This is a genomic window from Actinomyces urogenitalis DSM 15434 (assembly GCF_000159035.1).
GTDB lineage: Bacteria > Actinomycetota > Actinomycetes > Actinomycetales > Actinomycetaceae > Actinomyces > Actinomyces urogenitalis.
On the sequence record NZ_DS999575.1, the window covers coordinates 495,909 to 519,708 of the forward strand.

Annotated in this window: 22 protein-coding genes and 1 pseudogene; 17 read left to right on the top strand and 6 right to left on the bottom strand. The window is 69.4% G+C overall.

From position 1 onward, the window contains the following. Positions 1-589 (bottom strand): annotated as a pseudogene (locus tag HMPREF0058_RS12800) (hypothetical protein); the annotation flags it as partial. Between the two features lie 129 nt (positions 590-718). Here HMPREF0058_RS12800 and HMPREF0058_RS07985 point away from each other — a divergent pair. The 3 genes from HMPREF0058_RS07985 to HMPREF0058_RS07995 are packed head-to-tail and all read left to right on the top strand — an operon-like array spanning position 719 to position 3,263. Next, positions 719-1,714: an ABC transporter ATP-binding protein gene (locus tag HMPREF0058_RS07985; protein WP_006549261.1), complete on the top strand. Its 996-nt coding sequence runs from the start codon at positions 719-721 to the stop codon at positions 1,712-1,714. Further along, on the top strand, positions 1,711-2,475 hold the full coding sequence (locus HMPREF0058_RS07990; protein WP_006549262.1) for an ABC transporter permease: 765 nt from the start codon (positions 1,711-1,713) through the stop codon (positions 2,473-2,475). The genes HMPREF0058_RS07985 and HMPREF0058_RS07990 overlap by 4 nt, the downstream gene beginning before the upstream one ends. A 5-nt stretch (positions 2,476-2,480) precedes the next feature. Then, the gene (locus tag HMPREF0058_RS07995) at positions 2,481-3,263 is read left to right on the top strand and encodes an ABC transporter permease (RefSeq protein WP_006549263.1); all 783 of its coding nucleotides are present in this window, start codon (positions 2,481-2,483) and stop codon (positions 3,261-3,263) included. A 139-nt stretch (positions 3,264-3,402) separates the two neighbouring features. Here HMPREF0058_RS07995 and HMPREF0058_RS08000 read toward each other — a convergent pair whose 3' ends face one another. Beyond that, positions 3,403-4,413, bottom strand: coding sequence for an MFS transporter (locus tag HMPREF0058_RS08000; protein ID WP_006549265.1), 1,011 nt, complete (start codon positions 4,411-4,413; stop codon positions 3,403-3,405). Here HMPREF0058_RS08000 and HMPREF0058_RS08005 point away from each other — a divergent pair. After that, a complete protein-coding gene (locus tag HMPREF0058_RS08005) occupies positions 4,397-5,209 on the top strand; it encodes an IclR family transcriptional regulator (RefSeq protein WP_006549266.1) in 813 nt (270 codons plus the stop codon). The genes HMPREF0058_RS08000 and HMPREF0058_RS08005 overlap by 17 nt on opposite strands. A 150-nt stretch (positions 5,210-5,359) precedes the next feature. Here the strand turns inward: HMPREF0058_RS08005 and HMPREF0058_RS13385 are convergent, their stop codons facing one another. Continuing rightward, on the bottom strand, positions 5,360-5,482 hold the full coding sequence (locus tag HMPREF0058_RS13385; RefSeq protein ID WP_006549267.1) for a hypothetical protein: 123 nt from the start codon (positions 5,480-5,482) through the stop codon (positions 5,360-5,362). Between the two features lie 3 nt (positions 5,483-5,485). Between HMPREF0058_RS13385 and HMPREF0058_RS08010 the strand changes: the two genes are divergently transcribed. From HMPREF0058_RS08010 to mnhG, 7 genes are all read left to right on the top strand, one after another. Next, positions 5,486-6,418 (top strand): NADP-dependent oxidoreductase, encoded by a 933-nt coding sequence (locus tag HMPREF0058_RS08010; RefSeq protein ID WP_006549268.1) that lies wholly within the window; start codon positions 5,486-5,488, stop codon positions 6,416-6,418. Positions 6,419-6,570: 152 nt separating this feature from the next. Beyond that, entirely contained in the window at positions 6,571-9,471 is a 2,901-nt protein-coding gene (locus tag HMPREF0058_RS08015; protein ID WP_006549269.1) for a Na+/H+ antiporter subunit A, read from the top strand. After that, positions 9,468-9,896, top strand: coding sequence for a Na(+)/H(+) antiporter subunit C (locus HMPREF0058_RS08020; protein WP_006549270.1), 429 nt, complete (start codon positions 9,468-9,470; stop codon positions 9,894-9,896). Before HMPREF0058_RS08015 ends, HMPREF0058_RS08020 begins: the two co-directional genes overlap by 4 nt. Continuing rightward, complete coding sequence (locus HMPREF0058_RS08025) at positions 9,893-11,533, top strand: Na+/H+ antiporter subunit D (RefSeq protein WP_034236074.1); 1,641 nt, start codon at positions 9,893-9,895, stop codon at positions 11,531-11,533. The genes HMPREF0058_RS08020 and HMPREF0058_RS08025 overlap by 4 nt, the downstream gene beginning before the upstream one ends. Next, a complete protein-coding gene (locus tag HMPREF0058_RS08030) occupies positions 11,533-12,180 on the top strand; it encodes a Na+/H+ antiporter subunit E (protein WP_006549272.1) in 648 nt (215 codons plus the stop codon). The genes HMPREF0058_RS08025 and HMPREF0058_RS08030 overlap by 1 nt, the downstream gene beginning before the upstream one ends. Then, positions 12,177-12,629 (top strand): MrpF/PhaF family protein, encoded by a 453-nt coding sequence (locus HMPREF0058_RS12150; protein ID WP_006549273.1) that lies wholly within the window; start codon positions 12,177-12,179, stop codon positions 12,627-12,629. Before HMPREF0058_RS08030 ends, HMPREF0058_RS12150 begins: the two co-directional genes overlap by 4 nt. Continuing rightward, the gene (mnhG, locus tag HMPREF0058_RS08040; protein WP_006549274.1) at positions 12,626-13,024 is read left to right on the top strand and encodes a monovalent cation/H(+) antiporter subunit G; all 399 of its coding nucleotides are present in this window, start codon (positions 12,626-12,628) and stop codon (positions 13,022-13,024) included. Before HMPREF0058_RS12150 ends, mnhG begins: the two co-directional genes overlap by 4 nt. A 105-nt stretch (positions 13,025-13,129) precedes the next feature. Here the strand turns inward: mnhG and HMPREF0058_RS08045 are convergent, their stop codons facing one another. Then, a complete protein-coding gene (locus tag HMPREF0058_RS08045) occupies positions 13,130-13,324 on the bottom strand; it encodes a CsbD family protein (RefSeq protein WP_034236111.1) in 195 nt (64 codons plus the stop codon). A 216-nt stretch (positions 13,325-13,540) separates the two neighbouring features. Here HMPREF0058_RS08045 and HMPREF0058_RS08050 point away from each other — a divergent pair, with 216 nt between their 5' ends. From HMPREF0058_RS08050 to HMPREF0058_RS08070, 5 genes are all read left to right on the top strand, one after another. Continuing rightward, positions 13,541-14,998, top strand: a complete 1,458-nt coding sequence (locus HMPREF0058_RS08050) for a purine-cytosine permease family protein (RefSeq protein WP_006549276.1) — start codon at positions 13,541-13,543, stop codon at positions 14,996-14,998. A gap of 2 nt (positions 14,999-15,000) precedes the next feature. Next, positions 15,001-15,861, top strand: coding sequence for a purine-nucleoside phosphorylase (locus tag HMPREF0058_RS08055; RefSeq protein ID WP_006549277.1), 861 nt, complete (start codon positions 15,001-15,003; stop codon positions 15,859-15,861). A gap of 171 nt (positions 15,862-16,032) precedes the next feature. Next, positions 16,033-17,454 (top strand): class II fumarate hydratase, encoded by a 1,422-nt coding sequence (gene fumC, locus HMPREF0058_RS08060; protein ID WP_006549278.1) that lies wholly within the window; start codon positions 16,033-16,035, stop codon positions 17,452-17,454. A 207-nt stretch (positions 17,455-17,661) separates the two neighbouring features. Further along, the gene (locus HMPREF0058_RS08065; protein ID WP_006549279.1) at positions 17,662-18,954 is read left to right on the top strand and encodes an MFS transporter; all 1,293 of its coding nucleotides are present in this window, start codon (positions 17,662-17,664) and stop codon (positions 18,952-18,954) included. After that, positions 18,947-20,464: a carboxylesterase family protein gene (locus HMPREF0058_RS08070; protein WP_169305830.1), complete on the top strand. Its 1,518-nt coding sequence runs from the start codon at positions 18,947-18,949 to the stop codon at positions 20,462-20,464. Before HMPREF0058_RS08065 ends, HMPREF0058_RS08070 begins: the two co-directional genes overlap by 8 nt. A gap of 159 nt (positions 20,465-20,623) precedes the next feature. Here the strand turns inward: HMPREF0058_RS08070 and HMPREF0058_RS08075 are convergent, their stop codons facing one another. Continuing rightward, positions 20,624-21,247: a GntR family transcriptional regulator gene (locus HMPREF0058_RS08075; protein ID WP_006549281.1), complete on the bottom strand. Its 624-nt coding sequence runs from the start codon at positions 21,245-21,247 to the stop codon at positions 20,624-20,626. A gap of 857 nt (positions 21,248-22,104) precedes the next feature. On the opposite strand from HMPREF0058_RS08075, the gene HMPREF0058_RS08080 reads away from it, so the two are divergent. Then, a complete protein-coding gene (locus tag HMPREF0058_RS08080; RefSeq protein ID WP_006549283.1) occupies positions 22,105-22,407 on the top strand; it encodes a DUF1304 domain-containing protein in 303 nt (100 codons plus the stop codon). Positions 22,408-22,468: 61 nt separating this feature from the next. Here the strand turns inward: HMPREF0058_RS08080 and HMPREF0058_RS08085 are convergent, their stop codons facing one another. Then, complete coding sequence (locus HMPREF0058_RS08085; protein WP_006549284.1) at positions 22,469-23,788, bottom strand: MFS transporter; 1,320 nt, start codon at positions 23,786-23,788, stop codon at positions 22,469-22,471. Positions 23,789-23,800 lie beyond the last annotated feature (12 nt).

The window sequence follows — 23,800 nt, forward strand, 5'->3', positions numbered from 1 at the left end:
CGGCCTGCTCGCGGCGCTCGCGGGCCCGACGACGCAGCAGCCCCGTCAGGGCAGCCACCGTCAGGAAGGACCAGGAGGTGGCCAGGAGAACCCCGGCTCGGAAGGACTCCAGGTTCTGCCCGCCGCCCAGGTAGCCCACGCGCAGGATTCCGGTTCCTGCCCCGAGGTAACCGGCTGTCAGCAGCACCCAGGACCAGGGACGCCCAACCCGGCTGGTGGCTGTCTGTGCGGCGAGGAGAGCGGCGAGGACCACCGTCAGCGAGAGCCTGTCCCAGGCCAGGACCTGGACCGTGCACACCAGGCCCAGGGCGCACACGCTCACGCCAGGTACCCGTCGGCGTGCCAGGATCGCCAGGGCGCACACGAGGACGAGGAAGACGAAGAGGCCTTCGGCCGCAGCCAGACCCAGGCGGGCAGCCAGACCGGTGGTCTCGGTGTCAGGACCGTTCCATGCGCTGACGTAGACCACGAGCGTGGCTGCCGCAACCTCGGGCCAGCCGGGCCAGGTGCCTGCCGCGGCTCGTGCCGCGCGGGACACAACGAGCCGGTCCCGGCACCGGCGGACGCGTTGCCTGACCTCATCACTCACCGGCCCACCGTAACGGTCCCCAGGCGGCAGAGTCGTCATACCCAGGTATGACCGCCCGCGCTCGCAGCCCACAAAAATCAGCCCTCAGCCTGACGAGACGGCGGCCGGTGGTGAGAAGAGTTGGGGGTCATGAGATCACGAACCACAACGCCGCCGGTCAGGCAGGGCGCGTGCCCCGACCTGGACGCAGGCCCCGCTGAGCACGCCGTCACGACCCATCAGCTCACCAAGACCTTCGGGTCCGGTGCCAAGGCGCGCACCGTGGTCAGCCAGCTCGACCTGGCCGTCCCACGAGGCGTGGTCTACGGCTTTCTGGGGCCCAACGGGGCCGGCAAGTCCACGACGATGAAGATGCTTCTCGGCATCATGGCGCCCACCAGCGGACGCGTGCGTCTGCTCGGCCAGGACCTGGACCGCCGCCACCGCTCCGACCTCATGGCCCGCACCGGCTCCATGATTGAGCAGCCGCCGGGCTACGCCCATCTCACCGGGGCAGAGAACATGAGGGTGGTCCAGCGGATGCTGGGTCTGACCGACGCCCAGGTCGACCGAGCGCTGACCTTGGTGCGACTGACGGAGCACAAGGACCGCCTGGTGCGCAGCTACTCCATGGGGATGAAGCAGCGTCTGGGCATCGCCATGGCCCTGGCCCGTCAGCCCGAGCTGCTCGTCCTGGACGAGCCCACCAACGGGCTGGACCCTGCCGGCATTGAGGAGGTCCGCACCCTGCTCGTTGAGCTGGCCGCCGAGGGCGTGAGCGTCATGGTCTCCAGCCACCTGCTGGACGAGATCGACAAGATGGCGACGGTCCTGGGGATCCTGTCCCGTGGTCGTCTGGTCTTCCAGGGAACACGGACCGAGCTCATGGCGCGCTCGGTGCCCGATGTACGGGTGGTGACGCCCGCCAGGCACCTGGAGGCTCGGCTGCTGGAGGGCATTGCTCCGGCAGGCGCCGTGAGCCAGGTGCCTGACGGAGTCCGGGTCGCGGGGCTGACGCCGCAGGCTGTGGCAGAGCTCCTGCGACGCCTGGTCGCTGCTGAGGTCCCGGTCTACGAGGTCAGGCGTGAGGCTCAGAGCCTGGAGGAGGTCTTCATGGACCTCACTGGTAGCCAGGAGGCGCTATGACGGTGCGCACGATCACGGCCCTGCGCCTGGAGGTGGCCAAGATCAGGCGTCTGCGGCTCTGGCCGGTCGCGGCCGTGCTGGGCGTAGTGGCCGTCGCCTTCAGCCTGCCGGTCTCGACGGCGCAGCGCGCCGCCCTGGTCAACGTGGCACACGATCCCTGGCCCCGTCTGCTCCTGAGTGTCTCGGTCGCCGCTGCTCTGGTCTCCCCGATCCTGACAGCCGTGCTCGCCAGCCGACTCACCGACGTCGAGCACACCGCAGGAGGCTGGAACCTCGCAGCGGCTGGCGGCCTGACTCCCGGACGGCTCTGCCGGTCCAAGACGGTTGTCCTGATGATCGTCATCGTGCCGGTGGCGGCCTGCCAGGTGGGGATCCCGGTCCTGGTTGCCGGTCGGCTTGGTGCCGTCGGCTCACCGCAGCCGGGCCCGTGGACCGGCTACCTGCTCAGCCTGCTCGCGCTCGACCTGGCCTTCTGCGCCCTGCACGTGCTGCTGGCTGCCTGGGTGGACAACCAGATCATCTGCGTGGGGGCAGGATTCCTCGGCTCCTTCATCTCCTTGTTCTGCCTGCTCGCGCCGCCCTGGCTGGCGCGGGTGCTGCCCTGGGGGTACTGGGCCATGATCACGCCGGTACAGCAGTCAGAGGCCGACGGCGTGATGGTGTATGCCAGCGTGGACTGGCCGTGGGTCGCAGGCTTCCTGGTGCTGGTGGCAACCGTCTTTCTGGCTGCCACCGCTCGACTGGACCGGATCGAGAGGTGAGCGTCATGAGTACACAGGTGGCGCCCTTGCCCGTTCCTAGCGTGGGGTGGTGGGATCTGCTCGCGGCCGAGGCCCTGAAGCTGCGTCGTTCCCTGACCTGGGTCTTTGTCCTGCTCCTGCCGCTGCTCACGGTGATCACCGGCACCGTCAACTACGTGGGCAACCAGGGCGTGCTGTCCGCCGGTTGGCGGTCACTGACCAGCCAGGTCACGATCTTCTACGCCTTGTTCTTCTTCTCCGTGGCAGTGGCGCTCATCGTCAGTGCTGCCTGGAGGCCGGAGCACCGAGGTACCTCGTGGAACGCCATGACCACGATGCCCGCGTCGATGGTACGGGTCGTGGCGGCCAAGACCCTGGTCGTCATGGTGCCGGTCGCCGTGATGCAGGTGGTGCTGGTCGTGCTGACCTGGGGCTCCGGGGCGCTCGTCCTGGGGCTACCGGGCGGTTTCCCAGCCGGTCTGCTGGTCTCCAGCGGCGTGACGGTGATTGCCGCCCTGCCGCTGGTGGCCGTGCAGTCGTTGCTGGCGATGCACCTGCGGTCCTTCGGTGCCTCGGTGGCGCTCGGGCTGGCGGGCACGATGGTGGGTCTGGGGGTGGCGCGTGAGTCGGGCCTGCTGTCGCAGGTATGGCCCTACTCCTTGGTCACGCGCGCTCAGATCCTGGGGTCTGATGCCATGGCCAACGCCGGGGGCTTGGACTGGGCCGGTCTGGAGCCTGTGCTGGCCGCAAGCCTGGTCAGCGGGCTCGTGTGCTGGGGGTTGCTGCTCCTGGCTGCGCGGCGCCGCTGACGCTGTTCTCCCGGGAGGATGAGAGACGACGGCGACCGCAGGCCCAGGCGGAAGAGCCTTGGGATCCTGCGGTCGCCGTCGTCAGTCGGTCGCGGTGTGAGGCCTCATACGCTCCCGCGCAGACAGCCTAGGGACGGCGTTACTCGGCCGAGGTCATCAGCGGGCGCTTACCGGTCTCGGGCGCCACGGCGACCGTGATCAGGGTGATGAGGGCGGCGGCACCGATGAAGTAGGCCGGGGAGTAGGTGTTGCCCGTCCACGTGATGAGGGCGGCTGCTACGTACGGGGTCACTCCGCCGAAGATCGACACGGCGATGTTGTAGGAGATGGACATCGAGCCGTAGCGGATGTTGGTCGGGAAGAGCTCGGGCATCGCGGCGTTGATGGCGCCGTCGATGGCGGCCATGAAGGTGCCCAGGATCGCCATCGCGCCCACGGCTGCCCAGAAGTGGCCTGAGCCCATGAGCATGAGCGTGGGGTAGCTGGCCACGATGAAGCCGATGCAGCCGACAGCCATGAGTGGGCGGCGCCCGACCTTGTCGCTCAGCCAGCCGAAGAAGGGCACCAGGACCACGATGACGCTGAAGCCGATCACCGTGACGGCGAAGCTCTGGGTGCGGCTGTAGTGCAAGTTGTTCGACAGGTAGGAGGTCATGAAGGTCTGCAGGAGCCAGTGGCCCACGGACTTGACCACCACGAAGCCCACGCAGAACAGCAGGGCCTTCCAGGCCGTGCTCAGGGAGTCGCGCAGCGGGGAGGAGGAGATCTCGCCCTTCTTCTGGGCGGCGATGAACTCGGGAGTGTCCTCCAGCTTGTTACGCAGGTACAGCCCGATCATGCCCAGGGGCAGGGCGATCCAGAAGGGGACGCGCCAGGCCCAGGCCAGCAGGGTCTCCTCGCCGAGCACGGTGGTCAGGAACAGGCCGAGCGCGGCCCCGGCCAGGAAGGCCATGAAGCCGAAGACGTCGATGAAGCTGGTGACCAGGCCGCGGCGGTTGGAGGGGGAGTACTCCAGGAGCAGGGCGGTGGACCCTGAGCTCTCGCCGCCGGCGGCGAACCCCTGGAGCAGGCGCACCGCGACCAGGAGGACCGAGGCCCACACGCCGATCTGGTTGTAGGTCGGCAGTACGCCGATGAGGAAGGTGGACACCGAGGTCAGGATGATGACGGCTGGCCAGCAGGTTCACCAGTCCATTGGGCGGGCGGCGGCGGTGCTGGATGCGCTCGCTGCGGGCAATGGTTCCAGCCTGCGTGCTTCGGAGATCGCCGAGGCGGCCGATCTGGGGCTGTCCACCACCACCCGGCTGCTGGGCACGCTCATGGAGCTCGGCTACGTGGCCAAGACCAGCGACCGGGACTTCGTCCTGGGGTCGCGGCTGCTGGCCCTGGCGGCTGCCGAGCTCAACCACAACACGGTCTTCCGTGAGTCGCGGATGCTGTGCCAGGAGCTGGCTAGGATCACCCGCCTGAGCGCGAACGTCGCGGTGCGTGAGGGCGTCCGTTGTCTGTACCTGTGCCACTTCGAGGGGGACCTCGCCCCGAAGAACCAGTCGATGGTGGGGGCGACCATCCCCCTGCACGCCTCGGGGCTGGGCAAGTGCCTGCTGCTGGGGACCACCCAGGCGCAGCGCGTGGAGCTTCTGGGTGCGCAGCTGCGCCGCTTCACCCGTTTCACCGTTACCGATCACGAGGAGCTCACGCGTGTGCTCGGTGAGGTAGCGGATGCGGGCCTGGCCGTTGAGGAGCAGGAGCTGGCGCTGGGGCGGGTGTGCCTGGCTGCGCCCATCCGTGACCGCAGCGGTCAGGTGTGTGCGGCCATCTCGGTGTCCGGGCGCGTCAGCCTGCTCAAGGAGCTGGACCGTGGCGAGATCGAGGAGCAGCTCTTCGAGGTTGCTGACCGCATCAGCGTCAACCTCGGCTACCTCGGTGGCACCTCCGTGGACTAGGCTCTTCCGGCCGCGCTCGCGCCGGCTGTCAAGGCGGACAAGGCGGAGGGGGCTCGCGGCGCTCGTGTGGGCTCAGGCGTCGACGCGTGGTCGCGGGGGGGGGCTCGGGAGTGACGCGGGACGTCTAGTGCAGGTGCGGCTGACGGGCCGTCAGTGCTGGGCTCCGAGGTGCTCGCGTCGCAGTGCGGCGATCTGACCTTCGAGCTCGGGGCTGCCCAGGGGGGCGTGCTCGGCGGTTGAGGGGTCGATGAGCGCTCCGAGCCTGCTGACCATGAGGTGCTGGTCAAGGTCACAGCAAGCGGCGTCAACCACCTCGATGAGCGCCTGCGCCGGGGAGAGCTCAAGTCGCTCATCCCGCTTCGCCTCCCCAAGGTCATGGGCTCCGAGCTCAGTGGCGAGGTGGTCCGGGTCGGCTCCCGGGTCGGTGACCTCGCCGTCGGGGACAGGGTCTACGGATTCCCGAGCCCGCGCGCCATGGGCACCTTCGCTCCCTACGTCGCGGTTGACGCCCGGACGCTCGCGCTGGCTCCGACCACGCTCGCGCTGGTCGAGGCCGCCGGCCTGCCGGTGGTCGGTCTGTCGGTGTGGCAGGGGCTCGTCGGTCTTGGTGGCCTGAGCGCGGGTCAGCGGGTCCTCGTCCACGGTGGCGGTGGGGGAGCGGGGTCGATCGCGATCCAGGTCGCCAAGCACCTGGGAGCCTACGTCATCACCACGGCCTCGGCCCGAGACGCTGAGCGTGTGCAGGCGCTGGGCGTTGACGAGCACATCGACTATGCCAGCCAGGACTTCACTGCGGTCCTGGCTCACGCTCCGGTCGACCTCGTCCTGGATACTCAGGGCGGTGAGATCACCGAGCGCTCGCTCCAGGTCGTCCGCAAGGGCGGCACGGTGGTGTCCGTGGCGGGCACGCCGGAGCCGACTCTCGCCGACCGCATGGGCTCGGGACGCCTCATGAGGATGGTGCTGGGGCTGATGAGCCTCAGGCTGCGCCGCAAGGCAGCCAGGTTGGGTGTGACCTACCGCTTCCTGTTCACCCAGCCTGACCGAGAAGGGCTGCAACGGATTGCCCAGATGGTGGACGACGGCGCCGTGCGTCCCGTAGTGGGACAGGTGCTGCCACCTGAGCAGACCCCGCAGGCGCTGGAGACGGTGGTGAGTGGTCAGGCGCGCGGCAAGGCCCTGGTCCGCTGGAGCCCGCGCACGGCGTGAGGGTGTTCTCCTAGTCTCACGCGCGGCCGGCAGCCCTATTCCCACGTTCGCCTGCAGCGGTGACGATCTGTGGCGCAGGTGACAATCGGTACAATAAATAAGCGCCCTCCGCGACCTGCCCCCCCCTGTCCGCGATCGAAACGGAGCCTCACGTGCTGCTTGCCCTCGTCGCCCTCCACATGCTGGTCGGCGGCGTCGTGCCCCTTCTGGCTCGCCGGATCGGCACGCGGGCGTTCTTTGCGGCGGCGCTGGTGCCCGCCATGTCCTTCGCCTGGCTCCTGACGCAGGCTGGCACGGTCACCTCCGGCGGCGTCCTGGGCTCGCAAGTGGCCTGGATCCCGACGATCGGCGTCTCCCTCACGCTACGAATGGGGCTGGTGCAGTGGATCCTGGCCCTCATCGTCACCGGCGTCGGTGCGCTGGTCCTGCTCTACTGCCGGTGGTACTTCAGCCCAGGGCCGGCTGCCACGCGGTGCCTGACCCTCCTGACCTGGTTCGCCGGCACGATGCTGGGGCTCGTCAGCGCTGACGACCTCATTGTCCTGTACGTGATGTGGGAGCTGACCACGGTCTACAGCTACCTGCTCATCGGTAACGACTTCACCCGCAAGGCCAACCGAGGCGCGGCGCTCACCGCGCTCATCGTCACCACGATCGGCGGCCTGGCGATGCTGGTCGGCATCGTCATCCTGTGGGTCCTCACCTCCACTCTCAGCCTGTCCGCCATCGTGGCGGCACCGCCGACGGGTGCGCTGGCTACCGTCGCAGCGTTGCTCATGCTCGTGGGGGCCCTGAGCAAGTCGGCGCTGGTGCCCTTCCACTTCTGGCTTCCTGGCGCCATGGCAGCAGCCACGCCGGTCTCCGCCTATCTCCACGCCGCTGCCATGGTCAAGGCCGGCGTGTACCTCGTGGCCGTGCTGGCGCCCGCCTTCTCCTCCGTTCCCGGCTGGCGTCTGGCAGTGGGGCTGCTGGGCGCCGTCACCATGCTGATCGGTGGCTGGCGCTCGCTGCGCCAGACCGATATCAAGCTGCTCCTGGCCTACGGCACCGTCAGCCAGCTCGGCTTCATGGTCCTGCTGACCGGGATGGGGACGCGCTCGGCCGCGCTGGCCGGCCTGGCCATGACGATCGCTCACGCCCTGTTCAAGTCCGCTCTCTTCCTCATCATCGGGATCATCGACAAGTCCGCCGGCACCCGTGACCTGCGCGAGCTGTCCGGGGTGGGACGGCGTATGCGCAGCCTCAGCCTTGTCATGGTCCTGGCGGCGGCCTCCATGGCTGGGCTGCCGCCCATGCTCGGCTTCGTGGGCAAGGAGGCAGCCTTTGCGGCCCTGGTAGCCCTGGTCTCCCAGGGAGACGGGACCGGGCTGTCCCCGGCCGTGGCGGTGCTGGTCCTCATCGCCGTCGTGCTCGGCTCCGTGCTCACGATGGCTTACTCCCTGCGCCTGGTGTGGGGAGCACTGGCCCTCAAGCCGGGCAAGGCAGAGACCACCTTGACGATGCCGCCGCGCGCCATGCTGATCGCGCCTGCGCTGCTGACGCTGGGCAGCCTGGCCGGCGGCCTGCTCGCCTCCCGGCTCGGTCACGTCCTGGAGCCCTACGCGGAGTCGATGCCGCTGGGATCGGCGACGACGCACCTGGCGCTGTGGCACGGCCTGGGGGCACCGTTAGCGGCCTCGCTGGTGGCGGTGGCAGGAGGGACGCTGCTCTTCCTCTCCCGTGAGCGCGTGGCCCGTATCCAGTCCACCTTCCCCGAGGTGGTGCCGGCTGACGAGTGGTACCGGCGCGGTGTGCGCGCCGTCGAGCGCGCCGGCGTCGAGACGATCTCGCGGCTCCAGGCCGGTTCACTGCCGGTCTACCTCTCCGTGATCCTCACCGTGGCGGTGCTCGCGGTAGGAACGCCCCTGCTTCTGACCACCAACTGGCCTAGGACCATCATCTGGGCGGACTCGCTGGCCCAGGTCGCCGTCGCCGTCGTCATGGCGGCGGCCGCACTGCTGGCCGCCGCCTCGCGCGGACGAGTACGCGCCGTCCTACTCGTGGGCGTGACCGGCTTCGGCGTCTCCCTGCTCTTCCAGATGCATGGCGCTGCGGACCTGGCCCTGACCCAGGTGCTCGTGGAGACCGTGACCCTCGTGGTCTTCGTTCTGCTGCTACGGCGCATGCCGCGCTACTTCACCAACCGCCCGCTGGCCGCCACCCGGTGGTGGCGGGTCCAGCTGGCGGGGGCGGTGGGGCTCGTCGTCGTCCTGCTGGCGCTGATCGCCCCCAGCCTGCGCGTGGCCGAGCCGGCCTCATCGGGGCTGTACACCTCGGCCAAGGAGTTCGGCTACGGCTCCAACATCGTCAACGTCGTCCTGGTGGACACCAGGGCCTGGGACACGATCGGCGAGATCTCGGTGCTCGTTATCGCCGCCACGGGAGTGTCGAGCCTGATCTTCCTGCGCTCGCGCAACGTGCGGCACGTGGCCCGTGGCTCGGGACGAAGCCGCCTGGTACGTGGAGCCACCGGGGAGGACCACACCTGGCTGCGCGGCTCGCGCTCGCTCAGCCCAGCGGCACGCTCCCTGCTCTTCGAGGTCGTCACCCGGATCGTCTTCGGCGTGATGATGATGGTGTCAGTGTGGCTGCTCCTGCGCGGGCACAACGCCCCCGGCGGTGGTTTCGCAGCCGGCCTGGTGGCTGGCATGGCGCTGGTGACCCGGTACCTGGCCGCAGGTGCCAGCGAGCTGGAGGAAGCAGCGCCGATCGATGCCGGGCACCTGCTGGGAGCCGGGCTGCTGATCGCTCTGGTCTCAGCACTGACCCCCGCGCTGCTGGGAGGCACCGTCCTGCAGAGCTACGAGGTGAGCGTCCAGGTGCTGGGGGAGGAGCTTCACCTGGTCTCCTCCACCGTCTTCGACGTCGGCGTCTACCTCGTTGTCGTCGGCGTCCTGCTCGACTACGCCCGAAGCCTGGGAGCCGGCATTGACGCCCAGGCCAGGGAGCATCGAGCCCCCGTACCCCGCCCCAGCTCAACCGTGACCGCCCCGGCCCAGGAGCAGCGTCCATGACCGCCAATCTCACCCTCGCCCTCGTCGCAGGCCTGCTGGTGGCCTGTGGCGTCTACCTGCTCACCGAGCGCTCGCTCTCGCGCATCCTCATGGGCGTCATCCTCATGAGCAACGGGGTCAACGTCCTCTTCCTCGTCGCTGCCGGCCGCGCCGGGCGTCCGGCGATCCTGGGCCAGGAGGATCCGTCGGCGATGACGGACCCGCTGCCCCAGGCCATGGTGCTCACCGCCATCGTCATCACGATGGCCGTCTCCGCCTTCGTCATGACCATGGCCTACCGCTCCTTCCAGCTCTCGGGCCATGACGAGGTGCGTGACGACGTCGAGGACCGTCGCATCCGCGAGCTCGCCCAGCGTGACGAGACCTCGACGTCCTTCGAGGAGCAGACCTTCTCCGACACCGGTGAGGACGTGGTCAGCGAGTGAGTAACGTCCTGACTCTTCCCGTGCTGGTGCCCATGCTGGGCGCCGCCCTGGCGATGCTGGCTGGCCGCCGGCCCCGCCTCCAGCGCGCGCTGTCCGTGGCGGCGCTGGGCACCGTCGTCCTCGTGGCGGCCTTCCTCGTCTATCTCACCGAGACTGACGGGATCCAGACCCTGTGGGTGGCGGCCTGGCCGGACTCGGCAGGCATCGTGCTGGTGGCTGATCGCCTGTCCTCCCTCATGCTGCTGGTGGCCTCTCTCGTCACCCTGGCGGTCTTGGTCTTCTCCACCGGACAGGACCAGGAGGAGGTGCGCCAGGAGACCCCGGTGTCGATCTTCCACCCGACCCTGCTCCTGCTCAGCGCCGGAGTCTCGGACGCCTTCCTGGCTGGGGACCTGTTCAACCTCTACGTCGGCTTCGAGATCCTGCTCTTCGCCTCCTACGTCCTGCTCACCATGGGCGCCACCCGCCCGCGCATCCGGGCAGGCGCGATCTACGTGGTGGTCAACCTCGTCTCCTCGGCGCTCTTCCTCATCCTGCTGGCCGTGGTCTACACGGCCACCGGCACCGTCAACATGGCCGAGCTGGCCCAGCGCGTGCCGCAGCTGCCGGCCGACATGCAGCTGATGATTCAGGCGCTGATGCTCACCGTCTTCGGGATCAAGGCGGCGGTCTTCCCCCTGTCCGCCTGGTTGCCCGACTCCTACCCCACGGCCCCGGCCCCCGTGACCGCGGTCTTTGCCGGCCTGCTGACCAAGGTCGGGGTCTACTCGATGCTGCGGGTGCAGACCCTGCTCTTCGCCGAGCGCCCGCTGACCACGATCCTGCTCATCGTGGGCGGGGCCTCCATGATGGTCGGCATCCTAGGAGCGGTGGCGCAGAGCGAGCTCAAGCGTCTGCTCTCCTTCACCCTGGTCAGCCACGTGGGCTACATGATCATGGGCGTCGCCCTGGCGACCACGGGCTCGCTGGCCGCCGCCATCTACTACACGGCCCACCACATCACCATTCAGACCGCGCTGTTCCTGACCGCCGGACTGATGGCGCGTGTGGGTGGCTCGACCGAGCTGGACAAGGTCTCCGGGCTGGCGTCGCTCTCACCGCGTCTGGCGCTGCTGTTCGGCATCCCGGCTCTCAACCTCGCTGGTATCCCGCCCTTCAGCGGATTCATCGGCAAGATCGGGCTCATGCGGGCCGGTGCCCAGGTGGGCACGCCCCTGGCGTGGCTACTCGTGGTGACCTCGGTGGTAGCCAGCCTGCTCACCCTCTACGTCATGGCCAAGGTGTGGAACCGTGCCTTCTGGGGCGAGGTCCGTGTGGTGGGCGCGCGGCGGGTGGGCTCGGCCCGGCCTTCCAAGCCCGCAGGCACGACGACGCAGCCCGCCTCGGTCCCCACCGGCACGGTGACGGTGGCCCAGGAGGGTGTGGTCTCGCCGTCGTCTGCCACCTCCACGGCCGCCACGAGGCCAACTCACGTCGCCGAGCCCATGCCCGGGGTCATGGTGGGGGCGAGCCTGGGGCTCATCGTGGTCTCACTCGCCCTGACCGTGGCTGCGGGGCCGTTGTACGAGTTCTGCGAGCACGCCGCCACGATGCTGCTCAGTGACGGTTACGTCACCGCCGTGCTGGGAGGACGATAATGGACCCGCTGATCAGCCTGCGCGCGCGTGAAGGGGCTGCGCGTGCCCGACGACGCCTGCGGCGCCCGCGTGACCTGAGCGGCAAGGGCGTCAACCTCGTCCTGCTGACGGCGGTGTGGGTGCTCCTGGTAGGCCGGCTCAGTGTCTTCACGGTGGTCAGCGGCGCGCTCATCGCCACGATCGTCACCCTCCTGTTCCCGATGCCGGCTATCGTGTGGCCCGGCTGGATCCACCCGATCGGGGCGCTGCGGCTCGTGGGTGCCGTGACCTGGGACCTGGCACGAGCCTCCGTCCAGCTGGCCTGGTTCGCCCTGTCCTGGCGGCGCCAGCCGAGGTCCGGCGTCGTGGCCGTCCCACTGAGCTCGGACGCCGATCTCTACCAGGTGGCCACGGGAACGATCCTGTCCATCGTCCCTGGCTCGGTGGTGGTCGAGGCGCGGTGGCGCACGCGCACGCTCTACATGCATATCTTTGACATGGTGCCAGGTGACGCCGCGCGCGAGCGCACGGGGGCGTTGCGGGCTGAGCTGAGGATCCTGCGCGCCTTCGGTACGACCGACGAGATCGCGCAGGCCTGCGAGCACCTGCGTGCCTCGGAGCACGGGACGGCACCGGGCAGTGCTGCGGCAGGGGAGGAGAGGCGATGACGATGGTGATCGGGGTGGCTCACGCCCTCACACTCGTGCTGCTCGTGGTCGCGGCCGTGATGGCTCTGGCGCGCATGGCGATGGGTCCCTCCAGCCTGGACCGTTCCATCGCCACCGACCTGCTCACCGCGGTCACGGTGGCGGGCACAGGCTTGTACGTGGTCATCTCCGGATCCACCACGGCCCTGCCGGTCCTCGTGGTCCTCAGCCTCATCGGCTTTACCGGGCCGGTGGCCATCGCTCGGCTCATCTCCTTCAGATCGGTGCAGGTGCGTGACCTGCGACGGTCCACGGCAGGCGCCGGCGCGGCCAGTCAGACGCGAGGCTCGCTGGAGCGGGCGGCGGACGCGGCCCAGGCCTGCGCCACCGTGGGACCAGAGGCCGAGCAGACATGGGATGACGCCGAGGACGGCGAGGACTTGGACGCGGACACGGAGGGACGTCGATGAGCTCCTTTGCTGACCTCGTTGCGGCACTGCTGCTCCTGGCGGGCGCCTTCTTCTGCTTCACGGCGGCCGTGGGGGTGCTGCGCTTCCCGGACGTCATCACGCGCCTGCACGCAGCGACCAAGCCTCAGGTCTTCGGCCTGCTCCTCATCCTGACCGGGATCGTCGTGTCCCAGCGCAGCTGGCAGGTTGCTGGCGTGTGCGTGCTGGTGGCCGCCTTCCAGATCGCGACGAGTCCGGTCTCGGCGCACATGGTCTCTCGCGCCGCCTATCGCACGGGTCTGTGGGAGGCGGGTGACGCCGTCGTGGACGATCTGGCGCAGGATCTGGAGAAGGCGGGCTACCTCCATCCTGAGGACCGGGTCGACGACGACCTGTCCGCGCCGCCGGTGCCCTAGCCGGCGGCTGCCTGGAAGGCTCCGGGCCCCGTCACGCAAGCGGCGCCCGCCACCTCAGGGTGGCAGGCGCCGAGCTGCGTGTGGCCGCAGGGGCCGGGGAGCGGGTTACTCCTCGTCGCCCTTGAGACGGTTGACCACGCCCTGGACGGTGTCCTTGACGTCGTCGACCTTCTCGGCGATCTTGCCCTCGAGGTTCTGCAGCTTGCCCTCGGTCTCGGTCTCCTTGTCGCCGGTGACCTTGCCGAGGGTCTCCTTGGCCTTGCCGGCGAGCTTGTCGAAACTCGCGTCACTGTCAGCCATCATGGCCTCCTCTCGTCGGGGATCATGCTCGCTCAGTCTCTCATACCCACCGGCTCGTGGCACGGTCTGCGCGGTGATCGACCTCCTCCGTTCACGCAGGGCGATGTGTCCGGGGCCACGAGCACCGGTCGGGTGTCATGACACCTCGTGCGCTGGCGAAGCATAGGCTGGGGCGGTCCCACGGCATCACTGCCATCCCTCACAGAAGGGGACCTCATGTCCTCCACCGCCTCCCCATCTCCTGCGCCCGATACCGGCGCCGGCCTCATCGAGAACGCCGGGCTCGACGTCATCTCCGAGTCCGAGCGCAAGGGCCGCCCGCGCGACCTCTTCATGCCCTGGTTCGCGGCCAACATCTCCGTCCTCGGCCTGTCCTGGGGCTCGTGGGTGCTCGGCTTCGGCCTGTCCTTCTGGCAGGCCGTGGTGGCCAGCGTCGTCGGCGTCGTGGTCTCCTTCGGCCTGTGCGGCGTCGTCGCGGTCCTCGGTAAGCGGGGCTCGGCCCCCACGCTCGCCCTGTCACGCGCGGCCTTCGGCTACAACGGCAACCGGCTGAGCGCCGCCATCTCCTGGATGCTCACCGTGGGCTGGGAGACGGTCCTGTGCGTCACCGCGACCCTCGCCTCAGCCACCGTCCTGCAGGCCTTAGGTTGGCACAACCAGGTCGGTGCCCAGGTCGTCGGCTTCCTCATCACGGTGGGGCTGGCTGCCTCGGCCGGGATCCTCGGCTTCGACACCATCATGAAGGTCCAGACCTGGATCACCTGGGCCACCGGCGTGCTCACCGTCATCTACCTGGTGCTCGTCGCCCCGCAGATCAGCTTCTCCGTGCTGTCGGAGCTTCCCGCAGGCAGCGCCGCCGCTGTCATCGGCGCCCTGGTCATGGTGGTCACCGGCTTCGGGCTCGGCTGGGTCAACGCGGCTGCGGACTACTCGCGTTACCTGCCGCGCAAGGCCTCCACGGCCGGGGTCGTCGGCTGGACCACCTTTGGCTCCTCCCTGCCCGTGGTGGTCCTGGTGGTGGCCGGCATCATGCTTGTGGGCAGTGACCCTGAGCTCGGCACCGCCATCGACTCCGATCCCATCGGGGCGCTCACCACGATCCTGCCCACCTGGTTCCTCGTGCCCTTCGCCCTCGTGGCGATCCTGGGCCTGGCCGGCGGCATCATCATGGACCTGTACTCCTCGGGCCTGTCCCTGCTGGCTACCGGCTTGCCGGTCAAGCGGCACGTGGCCACCGCCATCGACGCCACGATCATGACGGTCGGCACGATCGCCGTCGTCGCCGGAGCCGATGACTTCCTCGGTCCCTTCCAGGGCTTCCTCACCACGCTCGGCGTGGTCATCGCCGCCTGGGCCGGCGTCATGATCGCCGAGGTCCTGCTGCGCAAGCGTGACTACGACGAGGCCGCCCTGGCCACCCCGAACGGGATCTACGGCTCGGTGAACTGGGAGGCCGTGGCGTTGGTGGTCCTCGGATCGGGCGTGGGCTGGGGGCTGGTGGTCAACTCCGCCGCCTCGTGGCTGTCCTGGCAGGGCTACCTGCTCGCGCCCCTGGGCGGGCGTGAGGGTGCCTGGGCCTACGCCAACCTCGGCGTGCTCGCGGCTCTGGTCATCGGCCTGGTCGGTCACCTGGTGCTCGGCGCCTCTCGCGTGCGCCGTCAGGAAGGGCGCTGAGCATGGCGACGACGGAGCCGACCCTGCTGGAGGCGCTCACCCTCTCAGGCGGGGCGGACGGGCCTGGCCCGGCCCTGGATGCCGCGCACCAGATCGCGCGGCGCACCGGCGCTGACCACCACGACCTGCTCGTTGTACTCGGTTCGGGGGCTGACGGCGCGCTGGAGGGCTGGGGCGAGCCCGAGGCGACGCTGCCGTTGTCTGACCTGCCCGGCGTCCTGGCTCCGGCGGCCCCCGGCCACCGGGACCTGCTCGCCTCCTACCGGCGCACGCTGCCAGGCGACGACGGCGACCGCGGCCTGCGCGTTCTCGTCGCCTACGGCCGCACGCACCTGTATGAGGGGCACGGTTCGGCTCCGGTCGTGGCGCTGGCTCGCGCCGCGGCAGCAGCGGGCGTACGCGCGGCGGTGCTCGTCAACGCCAACGGGTGCCTGCGCGACTGGCGGCTCGGCGAGGTCATGACCATCACGGACCACCTCAACCTCACGGGCTCCTCTCCCTTTGACGGCACGGTCTTCGTTGACGTGCGCGAGGTCTGGGACCGGCGCCTGGCCCAGGTCCTGCGAAAGAGGACCGAGCGTGAGGGAACCTACGCGGCCCTGCGGGGTCCGGAGTACCAGACCATGGCTGAGACCCGGTGGCTGGCTGGCGGGGGAGCGGACGCCGTCGGCATGTCCACCGTCCTGGAGGCCATCGCCCTGCATCAGCTCGGTGTGCGCGTGGCCGGGATGAGCGTCGTGTCTGACCTGTCCTTCGCTGCCGAGGCCACGGACCCCGAGGAGGTGGTCCGCCTGGTTCGCGGGGCGCACGCCACCCTGGCCGACGGCGTGGACGCGGTGGTGGCCGAGCTCGCCAGGGGCTGAGCGGAGGACCGGGCCGCTGCCTGAGGCGCGTAGCCAACAGTCTGGGGTGGCGGGAGAGGACACTGGTCCCCTCCTGCCACCGCCGTCTTCGCCCGGCCTGGCGTGCTGGGCCGGCAGGAGTAGGACACCCGTCCCCGTGCCGGGCGGCGCGTGCCCGGCTAGCCTGGTCCCATGGCATCTGAGACCAGCGCTGCAACGCGCACCGAGACCGACTCCATGGGCGCCGTCGAGGTCGCCGCTGACCGTTACTGGGGCGCGCAGACGCAGCGTTCCCTGACCAACTTCAACATCGGGCGCGAGACCTTCGTCCTGTCCCGTCCCCTCATCAAGGCGCTCGGCGTGCTCAAGAAGTCCGCCGCCCTGGCCAACGCCGAGCTGGGCGAGCTGCCACGTGACATCGCCGACCTCATCGCCCAGGCCGGTGACGAGGTCATCTCCGGCAAGCTGGACGACCACTTCCCGCTCGTCGTCTTCCAGACCGGCTCGGGCACGCAGTCGAACATGAACTCCAACGAGGTCATCTCCAACCGCGCCATCGAGCTGGCCGGCGGGGTCATGGGCTCCAAGACTCCGGTCCACCCCAACGACCACGTCAACCGTGGCCAGTCCTCCAATGACACCTTCCCCACGGCCATGCACATCGCCGTCGTCGACGAGCTGCAGCGCATGTACCCGCGCGTGGAGCGGCTGCGCAACACCCTGGACGCCAAGGCCAAGGAGTTCGACGACGTCATCATGGTGGGCCGCACCCACCTGCAGGACGCCACCCCGATCCGCCTGGGCCAGGTCATCTCCGGCTGGGTCGCCCAGATCGACTTCGCCCTGGACGGCATCCGCTACGCCGACTCGCGCGCCCGGGAGCTCGCCATCGGTGGTACCGCGGTGGGTACGGGCCTGAACGCCCACCCCAAGTTCGGTGAGCTGGCTGCCAAGAAGATCTCCGAGGAGACCGGCATCGAGTTCAAGCAGGCGGACAACCTCTTCGCGGCGCTGGGTGCTCACGACGCCCTCGTGCTCGTCTCCGGCGCGCTGCGTGTGCTGGCTGACGCCCTGATGAAGGTCGCCAACGACGTGCGCTGGTACGCCTCCGGTCCGCGCAACGGCATCGGTGAGCTCATCATCCCCGAGAACGAGCCCGGCTCCTCGATCATGCCTGGCAAGGTCAACCCCACCCAGTGCGAGGCCATGACCATGGTCGCCGTCAAGGTCTTCGGTAACGATGCCACGGTCGGCTTCGCCGGCTCGCAGGGTAACTTCCAGCTCAACGTCTTCAAGCCCGTCATGGCCTGGTGCGTGCTGGAGTCCATCCAGCTGCTGGGGGACACCTGCGTGTCCTTCGACGAGCACTGCGCCTACGGCATCGAGCCCAACCGCGCCAAGATCCAGGAGAACCTGGACAAGAACCTCATGCAGGTCACGGCCCTCAACCGCCACATCGGCTATGACAAGGCCTCCAAGATCGCCAAGAACGCCCACCACAAGGGCCTGTCCCTGCGCGAGTCGGCCCTGGAGCTCGGTTTCGTCACCGAGGCGGAGTTCGATGCCTGGGTGGTCCCGGCTGACATGACCCACCCCTCGGCCGCGGACGAGTGAGCCAGTCGCCGTCGCAGGCTGCCACGGCCCGCTAGCTCGTCGCTGCCCGCAGCGCTGAACGACGCCGCCCCGCACCTTTCTGCTGGAAGGTGCGGGGCGGCGTCGTCCTGTAAGCCACCTCAAAATGCGTACAGAAATCAAAAGTGCGTTCACTTTGGGCAGTTCTTCCGCCCCGGGAGAATCTCCCCTCGCACAAGGAAGTGTCTTGTGAAGCGCATTCACTACGCCTGGTGGGTCTTCGTGGCCTGCTGCGTCCTGTCCGTCGTCGGATTCGGACTGACCATCAACACCGCCAGCCTGTACTGGACGGCGATCTCCGAGGACCTGGGAGTGACCATCTCGCAGGTCTCCCTCATGTCCACCATCGGCTCCCTGGCTGGCGCCGCGATCCTGGCCGTCACCGGTCAGCTCTTCGCCAAGGTCGACGCCCGCATCCTGCTGACCACCTCCTTCGCCCTGACCGCGGCGACCTACCTGCTGGGTGCTGCGGCCCAGGACATGTGGGTGCTCTACCTCGTGGGACTGGTCCAGGGCGTGACCAAGACGGTGGCGGTCTCCATGTCCATCGCTATCCTGCTGGCCAACTGGTTTGAGAAGCAGCTGGGCCTGGTTATGGGAATCACCGGGGCGCTCACGGCTGTGGGCGGATCGATCTTCTCCCCGATGGTCGGCTCGTGGATTGCCCAGGACGGTTGGCGCCAGGCCTATGTGCTCACCGCGATCGTCATGAGCGTGACGATTCTGCCCTTCACCATCTTCATCACGCGCCTGCGCCGCCCTGGTGTCGACATCCCCTACGGTTACGACCCGACCACGAGCACGGCGCAGTCGGCTGACTCCGGCGTCCCGGCACGCCGCGCCTACCGCAGCGCGCCCTTTGTCGGTTTCGTCGTCATCGTGCTGCTGCTCCAGGGCGTGGCCTCCCTCGTCCAGCACGTGCCGACCTATCTCAACCTCGGCGGCCTGTCCGAGGTGGCGACCGGCGCCGTCTTCTCCGCACTCCTGCTGGGCGCGGCAGCGGGCAAGTTCGTCATCGGCGTGCTGCTGGACCACATGCCGGCTCCCATCGCCCTGGTGGTCTTCGCGCTCATCGGTGGTGGCGGCTGGGCTGGGCTTCTCCTGGTTTCCGGCCAGAGCCCGCTGTCCGTGGCCTCCTTCGCTGCCGGCATGGGGCAGGGCTTTGCGCTCGTGGGCCTGCCGTTGCTGGTACGCCGTGTCTTCGGCGGCCTGGACTATGCCACGATCTGGTCCACTGTCTCCCTGTTCGGGGCGCTGGGCAACGCCATCATGGTCTATGTCCACGGCCTGCTCCACGACTCCACCGGAGGCTACGAGCTGTCCCTGACCATCAACGTCGTCTCCTACGCGGTGGCCTACGCCCTGGTGCTGCTGGTCATCGTCGCCGGCCGCAAGCTCGTCTTTGACCGATCCAGCGCGCGTGAGGACCAGGGCCCGGCCCTGACCGAGGGCAGCGATGAGGCGGTGGCGAGCCGTGCCTGAGCCGGAGATGAGCCAGCCCCGCCTGCCCTTGAGCAGCACGATCCAGGCCTCGACCGGACCGGTGCGTCGCTGGGCTGGGATCCCCTATGCCAGCGCTGAGCGCTTCGAGCCTGCGCGGGCGGTGGACGTCCTGCCAGGCCAGGCCCTGACTGCCGGGCCTGCCCCAGCCCAGCCCTTGCCCTACTACGAGGACCCGGGTGCGCCGGTGAGCGAGGACTGCCTCAACCTCACCGTCTGGGCACCCCAGGAGGCTGGCGAGGAGCCCCTGCCAGTGGTCGTGTGGATCTACGGCGGCGGCTTCGAGCACGGCGCGAACTCCTCTGCCTTCTCCGACGCTTCGGCGCTCGCTGGCACCGGAGGAGTCATCGCGGTGGCTCCCAACTACCGCACCGGCGTGCTGGGATTCCTCTCGCTGTCCCACCTGGGCGGCTACAACGGAGTCTCTAACCTCGGCCTGCGCGATGCCGTGCTCGCGCTGCGCTGGATCCGGCGTCATATCGCAGCCTTCGGCGGGGACCCGAGCCGGGTCACAGTGGTGGGGGAGAGCGCCGGCGCCTTCATCGCCGGTGCTCTGCCCGCGATCGATGAGGCTGCGGGGCTCTACAGCGGGCTCGTTCTGGCCTCGGGCGGGATGAGTCGCGTGGTCCCAGGATGGCGCGCCAAAGAGATGACGGCCGCCTTCCTGCGTGAGCTCGGCGTCGAGCACGATCCCCAGGCCCTGCGACGGGCGGATCTGGCGGATCTCTTCGCGGCCCAGCCCACGATCGCCGTCTCGGACATCGGGCAGCGCAACTCCACCGCGCCCCAGGCACTGGGGATCGTGGACGACTCCGCAGAGCCGACCGGTGTACTCGCCATGCACCCCATGCGTGCACTGGAGGCGGGACGGGCTGCCTTGACGCCGATCCTCGTGTGCTCCACCCGGGACGAGATCTCCGCCTTCCGCAACCCCGAGGTCTTCGACCCGGTGGATCTGGACGCTGTGCGCAGCGAGATCGAGGACTTGGGGGTCGAGCGGACACAGGCTGAGGCCCTGGTGACGCACTACGCGAGCCTGCCTGAGGCTCCCACGGGTGAGGCGGGCAGCACGCCAGGCCTGGTGCGTCAGCGCATGCTCACCGACTGGATCTACCGCCTCCCGGCCGCGCGGGCTGCGCTGGCCCAGGCGGCAGCCGGCGGTACCGCCTACCTGGCGATGACCGGGCGGGCTGACGGCGCCCAGGCGGGTCACGCTTGTGACGGTCCGGCGCTGCTGGGCTCGAGCTGGCCGCAGTCTACCCCGGCGATGAAGGCCCGTGACGCGCAGGTACGTGGCTGGGTGCTGGACATGGCCACCGACGGTGAGCCCGGCTGGCCGGCCTTGCCAGCGGGGCAGGCCCCGGCACCCGAGCGGGTCGAGGAGCTCAGGCTTGGCCAGGGCGCCGTCGTCGCCGTGGCGGGTGAGGACTTCGACGCGGCCGGTGACTACCGGATGATGACCGAGCTGTGGCACGGGGTCGGCCGGCCCTGAGACGGGACACACGGCCTGCGAAGCGTGACGGACCGCCTGCGAGGCGTGGCGCCGCAGACACGCGGGGGCTCCCGCCGGCGTGCTGAAGCGACGCCGTCGGACGGGCGCGAGGTGGCGGGCACCCCACTGTGGGGTGCCCGCCACCGGTGTCTGCGGCTCCTACTCGGCCATGGATGCCAGGAGGGCGTCCCGGGCGTTACGCAGGTGCTGGCAGAAGAGCTCGGCCAGCCTGGCAGGGTCGCGCTGGTCGATTGCCTCGATCATCTGGCGGTGCTCGGCCTCAGCCTTGGCCCGACCGCCGAGCGTGCCGATGTTGAGCGCTGAGTAGGGCTGGGAGGCTCCCAGCAGCTGGACGCACAACGCCTGGGTGCGAGGGCGCTCGGCCAGGGCGTACAGCGCCTGGTGGAACTCGTAGTTCGCCTCCAGCCAGTCGTTGTGATCCTCGGCTGCCTGGGTGACCGCGGCGAGCTCGCGCAGACTGGCCAGCGCACGCGGCGAGGCGGCGTCGACCACGGGAACGGCCAGCGTCGGCTCGATCGCGATGCGCAGGTCGTAGAGCTCGGCGACTTCGGCTGGCGTGAGGCGGCGGACAACGGCGCGTCGGCCCGGGCGCAGCTCCACCAGGCCCTCACCGGCCAGGACGGCCAGCGCCTCGCGCAGCGGGTTGCGCGAGACCTCGAAGCGGCGGGCGAGCTCGTCCTGGGGGAGCAGGCTGCCCGGGGCAAGCTCCCCCTGGCGGATAGCCCGGCGCAGCGCCGAGGTAATGCGTTCGGGAGCGGTCACGGGTCCTCCTCCGGGTCAGTGTCGCCGTGAGATCGCGGGCACCAGCACCCTACACGGGCTCCAGCGAGGCGAGGGCGCAGGAGAGGGACGGGCGAGGGGAGACACCGGCAAAGGGCGGGGTAGCGGAGGTGCTCGCGGGGGTGAGGGCGCCGGTGAGGGGACAAGGACCTGGGTGGGGCCCGGCCCCGGCGCCCGCCTTCTCCTAGTTGTGCGGGTTCCCCGCGAGGGGGTGCTGGAAGTCCCCGCCCCTGGCGGCCTTCTTCCAGTTGTGTGGGTTCCCAGCGAGAAGGCTGGAAGTTTCCGACTCTGAGGTCTCCTCCCAGTTGTACGGCTTCCCAGTATCCGGATGGCGCCGTGCTTTGCTGATTGGGGCGTGCTTGGTGAATGAGGGCGTACTTGGCCGGATGGTGCGTGCCTGCCGAGGAGTAGCTCGGGCAGCGGCATCTGGCATGGGCCGGCTGATTCTCCAGGGTGACGTGCTTTGCTGATTGGGGCGTGCCTCCCAGCGGCTGGCATGTACGCCCCAATTGGCACAACGCTATGTCGAGCAGCCAGGCACGTTCCTATGAGCCCGACGACGCCGGTACGAGGGCACCGGCGAACCACACCCGCTACCCCAATACTGTCGTCGCTACCCCAACCTGGCCTTTGCTACCCCAACCTGGCCTTCGCTACCCCTTGGTGTTCTTGGCTATCCGTGGGCGCGTGCTGCGGGGTAGCGATGGACGTTGATGGGTAGCGGGTGGCGCGATGGGGTAGCGGATGGCGCGGCGGGGTAGCGAAGGGCGCTGACGGGTAGCGGGCGGTGCGATGGGGGAGCGGCGAGTGCGGCCTCAGCGCGCACATGGATCGGCGCCATGACCGAGCTTGCCCTCACTCCCGTGCTGGCTCACGCCGGCCTCGTACTGACCGTCCTCGCCAGCGTGCTGCACGTCCTCATTTTCTACATGGAGTCCATCGCCTGGGAGGGGGCGCTGGCGCGCAAGACCTTCGGCGGCACCCCCGAGGAAGCACGGCCCCACGCCTTCTACGCCTACAACCAGGGTTTCTACAACCTCTTCCTCGCGGTCCAGGGGCTGCTCGGCGCCGCCCTGGTGTGGGCCGGCAGCGGCTACGCAGCGGTCGCGGGCGTGGCCCTGGGGCTCGCCTTCCTCGTCTAGCTGCGCGCCGGCCAGCCAGGCCGCTAGCTGCGCGCCGGTCAGCCAGGCCGATGGCGGGCTGCTACGCGATGGTCGCGCGACGGCGCTCCAGCCGGGTCCAGGCCAGAAGCGTCGAGATGGACAGCACCACCAGGGACAGGACAAAGGGCGCTAGCGGCTGCCAGCCGTAGAGCGCCGTCGCCGTGACCGGAGCAACGATCCACGTCATCGAGCCGGTGGCATTGAGGACCCCGGCCACGCCGCCCTGCTCCGCCGCGGTCACGGCGAGCGACCCGCCAGCGGTAAAGCCCGGCCCACTCAGCCCGGAGGAGACTCCGAGCGCGAAGGTCGAGACCGCCAGCAGCCAGGCCGACGGCGCCGCGGCCAGCGCGATGAGCGCGATCAGTCCCAGCAGGGTCCCGGTGCGCAGCAGGCGCTGTGGGGACCACCGCAGGCGAGGTACCACGAGTAGCTGGGTGATCATGGCGCCGGCGGCGTTAGCCAGCAGCATGAGGCCGGTCACGGACACCGCGGTCTGGGCAGGCAGAGCCAGGCGGTCCTGAGCCAGGAAGCCCATCGTGATCTGGACGACCCCGGCGGTGAAGAAGGTGCCCAGGCCGACGCCGATCCAGGCTCTCAGACGCGGGTCGAACCAGGAGACCCGCGGAGGCAGGGCACGGTCGGTCGCGGCGTCAGCCCCTTCGGCGCGCCTGCGCAGGCCCCGCAATCGGCCGGCGGCAGAGGCCACCGTGGCGTCGCGAGGCACCCAGCGCCAGGCCACCACCAGGGCGATGAGGATGAACCACGGCGTGGCATGGACGGGAGCGAAGATCCACCAGGCCGCCAAGGCCGAGGAGACCACCGAGCCGATCATGATCGAGAGCTGGACCGAGCCAGAAAACGCCGCCATCCCCCTGACACGGCTGGCCTCATCAGGCGTGATCTCAGCAATGAGCGCCTGCCCGGTGGGCGGGATAGCGGCCACCGCCGAGCCAAAGAACGGGCCGCGTGCCGCCACGATCGCGGCGGAGGCCGCCACCGCGCCAACGATCCCTGCCGCGCGCAGCGCGACTGCCGCGCTGAACAGGCCTCCGGCTACCAGCGCGAGGCTGAGGGAGGTCAGCAGTACCCGCCGTCGTCCCCAGGCCACCGACCGCCGACCCCAGAACTGGGACAGCATCGTGACGAACAGCGCTGCTGCGGAGACCGCCAGCCCGACCACCCACTCGGCCAGATCCAGGGCCCGGGACAGGGGAGCGATGGAGACGTTGAGCATGTTCTGGGCCACGTAGGTCAACAGAACGATGATGAGCAGGGCACGCAGCGTCGCAGAGGCGGCCAACGAGCGTGGCTGGGAGGAGGGCAGCGGGGTGGTCTCGGGCACGGCGCCACCTTGGTCCATCACCGCCTGGGC

What these genes read in the sequence shown, in the direction of transcription:
- HMPREF0058_RS07985 (WP_006549261.1), top strand. Translation starts at nt 719, where the DNA reads ATGAGATCACGAACCACAACGCCGCCGGTCAGGCAGGGCGCGTGCCCC.
- HMPREF0058_RS07990 (WP_006549262.1), top strand. Translation starts at nt 1,711, where the DNA reads ATGACGGTGCGCACGATCACGGCCCTGCGCCTGGAGGTGGCCAAGATC.
- HMPREF0058_RS07995 (WP_006549263.1), top strand. Translation starts at nt 2,481, where the DNA reads ATGAGTACACAGGTGGCGCCCTTGCCCGTTCCTAGCGTGGGGTGGTGG.
- HMPREF0058_RS08005 (WP_006549266.1), top strand. Translation starts at nt 4,397, where the DNA reads ATGAGGAAGGTGGACACCGAGGTCAGGATGATGACGGCTGGCCAGCAG.
- HMPREF0058_RS13385 (WP_006549267.1), bottom strand. Translation starts at nt 5,482, where the DNA reads ATGGTCAGCAGGCTCGGAGCGCTCATCGACCCCTCAACCGCCGAGCAC.
- HMPREF0058_RS08020 (WP_006549270.1), top strand. Translation starts at nt 9,468, where the DNA reads ATGACCGCCAATCTCACCCTCGCCCTCGTCGCAGGCCTGCTGGTGGCC.
- HMPREF0058_RS08030 (WP_006549272.1), top strand. Translation starts at nt 11,533, where the DNA reads ATGGACCCGCTGATCAGCCTGCGCGCGCGTGAAGGGGCTGCGCGTGCC.
- HMPREF0058_RS12150 (WP_006549273.1), top strand. Translation starts at nt 12,177, where the DNA reads ATGACGATGGTGATCGGGGTGGCTCACGCCCTCACACTCGTGCTGCTC.
- mnhG (WP_006549274.1), top strand. Translation starts at nt 12,626, where the DNA reads ATGAGCTCCTTTGCTGACCTCGTTGCGGCACTGCTGCTCCTGGCGGGC.
- HMPREF0058_RS08045 (WP_034236111.1), bottom strand. Translation starts at nt 13,324, where the DNA reads ATGGCTGACAGTGACGCGAGTTTCGACAAGCTCGCCGGCAAGGCCAAG.
- HMPREF0058_RS08050 (WP_006549276.1), top strand. Translation starts at nt 13,541, where the DNA reads ATGTCCTCCACCGCCTCCCCATCTCCTGCGCCCGATACCGGCGCCGGC.
- HMPREF0058_RS08055 (WP_006549277.1), top strand. Translation starts at nt 15,001, where the DNA reads ATGGCGACGACGGAGCCGACCCTGCTGGAGGCGCTCACCCTCTCAGGC.
- fumC (WP_006549278.1), top strand. Translation starts at nt 16,033, where the DNA reads ATGGCATCTGAGACCAGCGCTGCAACGCGCACCGAGACCGACTCCATG.
- HMPREF0058_RS08080 (WP_006549283.1), top strand. Translation starts at nt 22,105, where the DNA reads ATGACCGAGCTTGCCCTCACTCCCGTGCTGGCTCACGCCGGCCTCGTA.
- HMPREF0058_RS08085 (WP_006549284.1), bottom strand. Translation starts at nt 23,788, where the DNA reads ATGGACCAAGGTGGCGCCGTGCCCGAGACCACCCCGCTGCCCTCCTCC.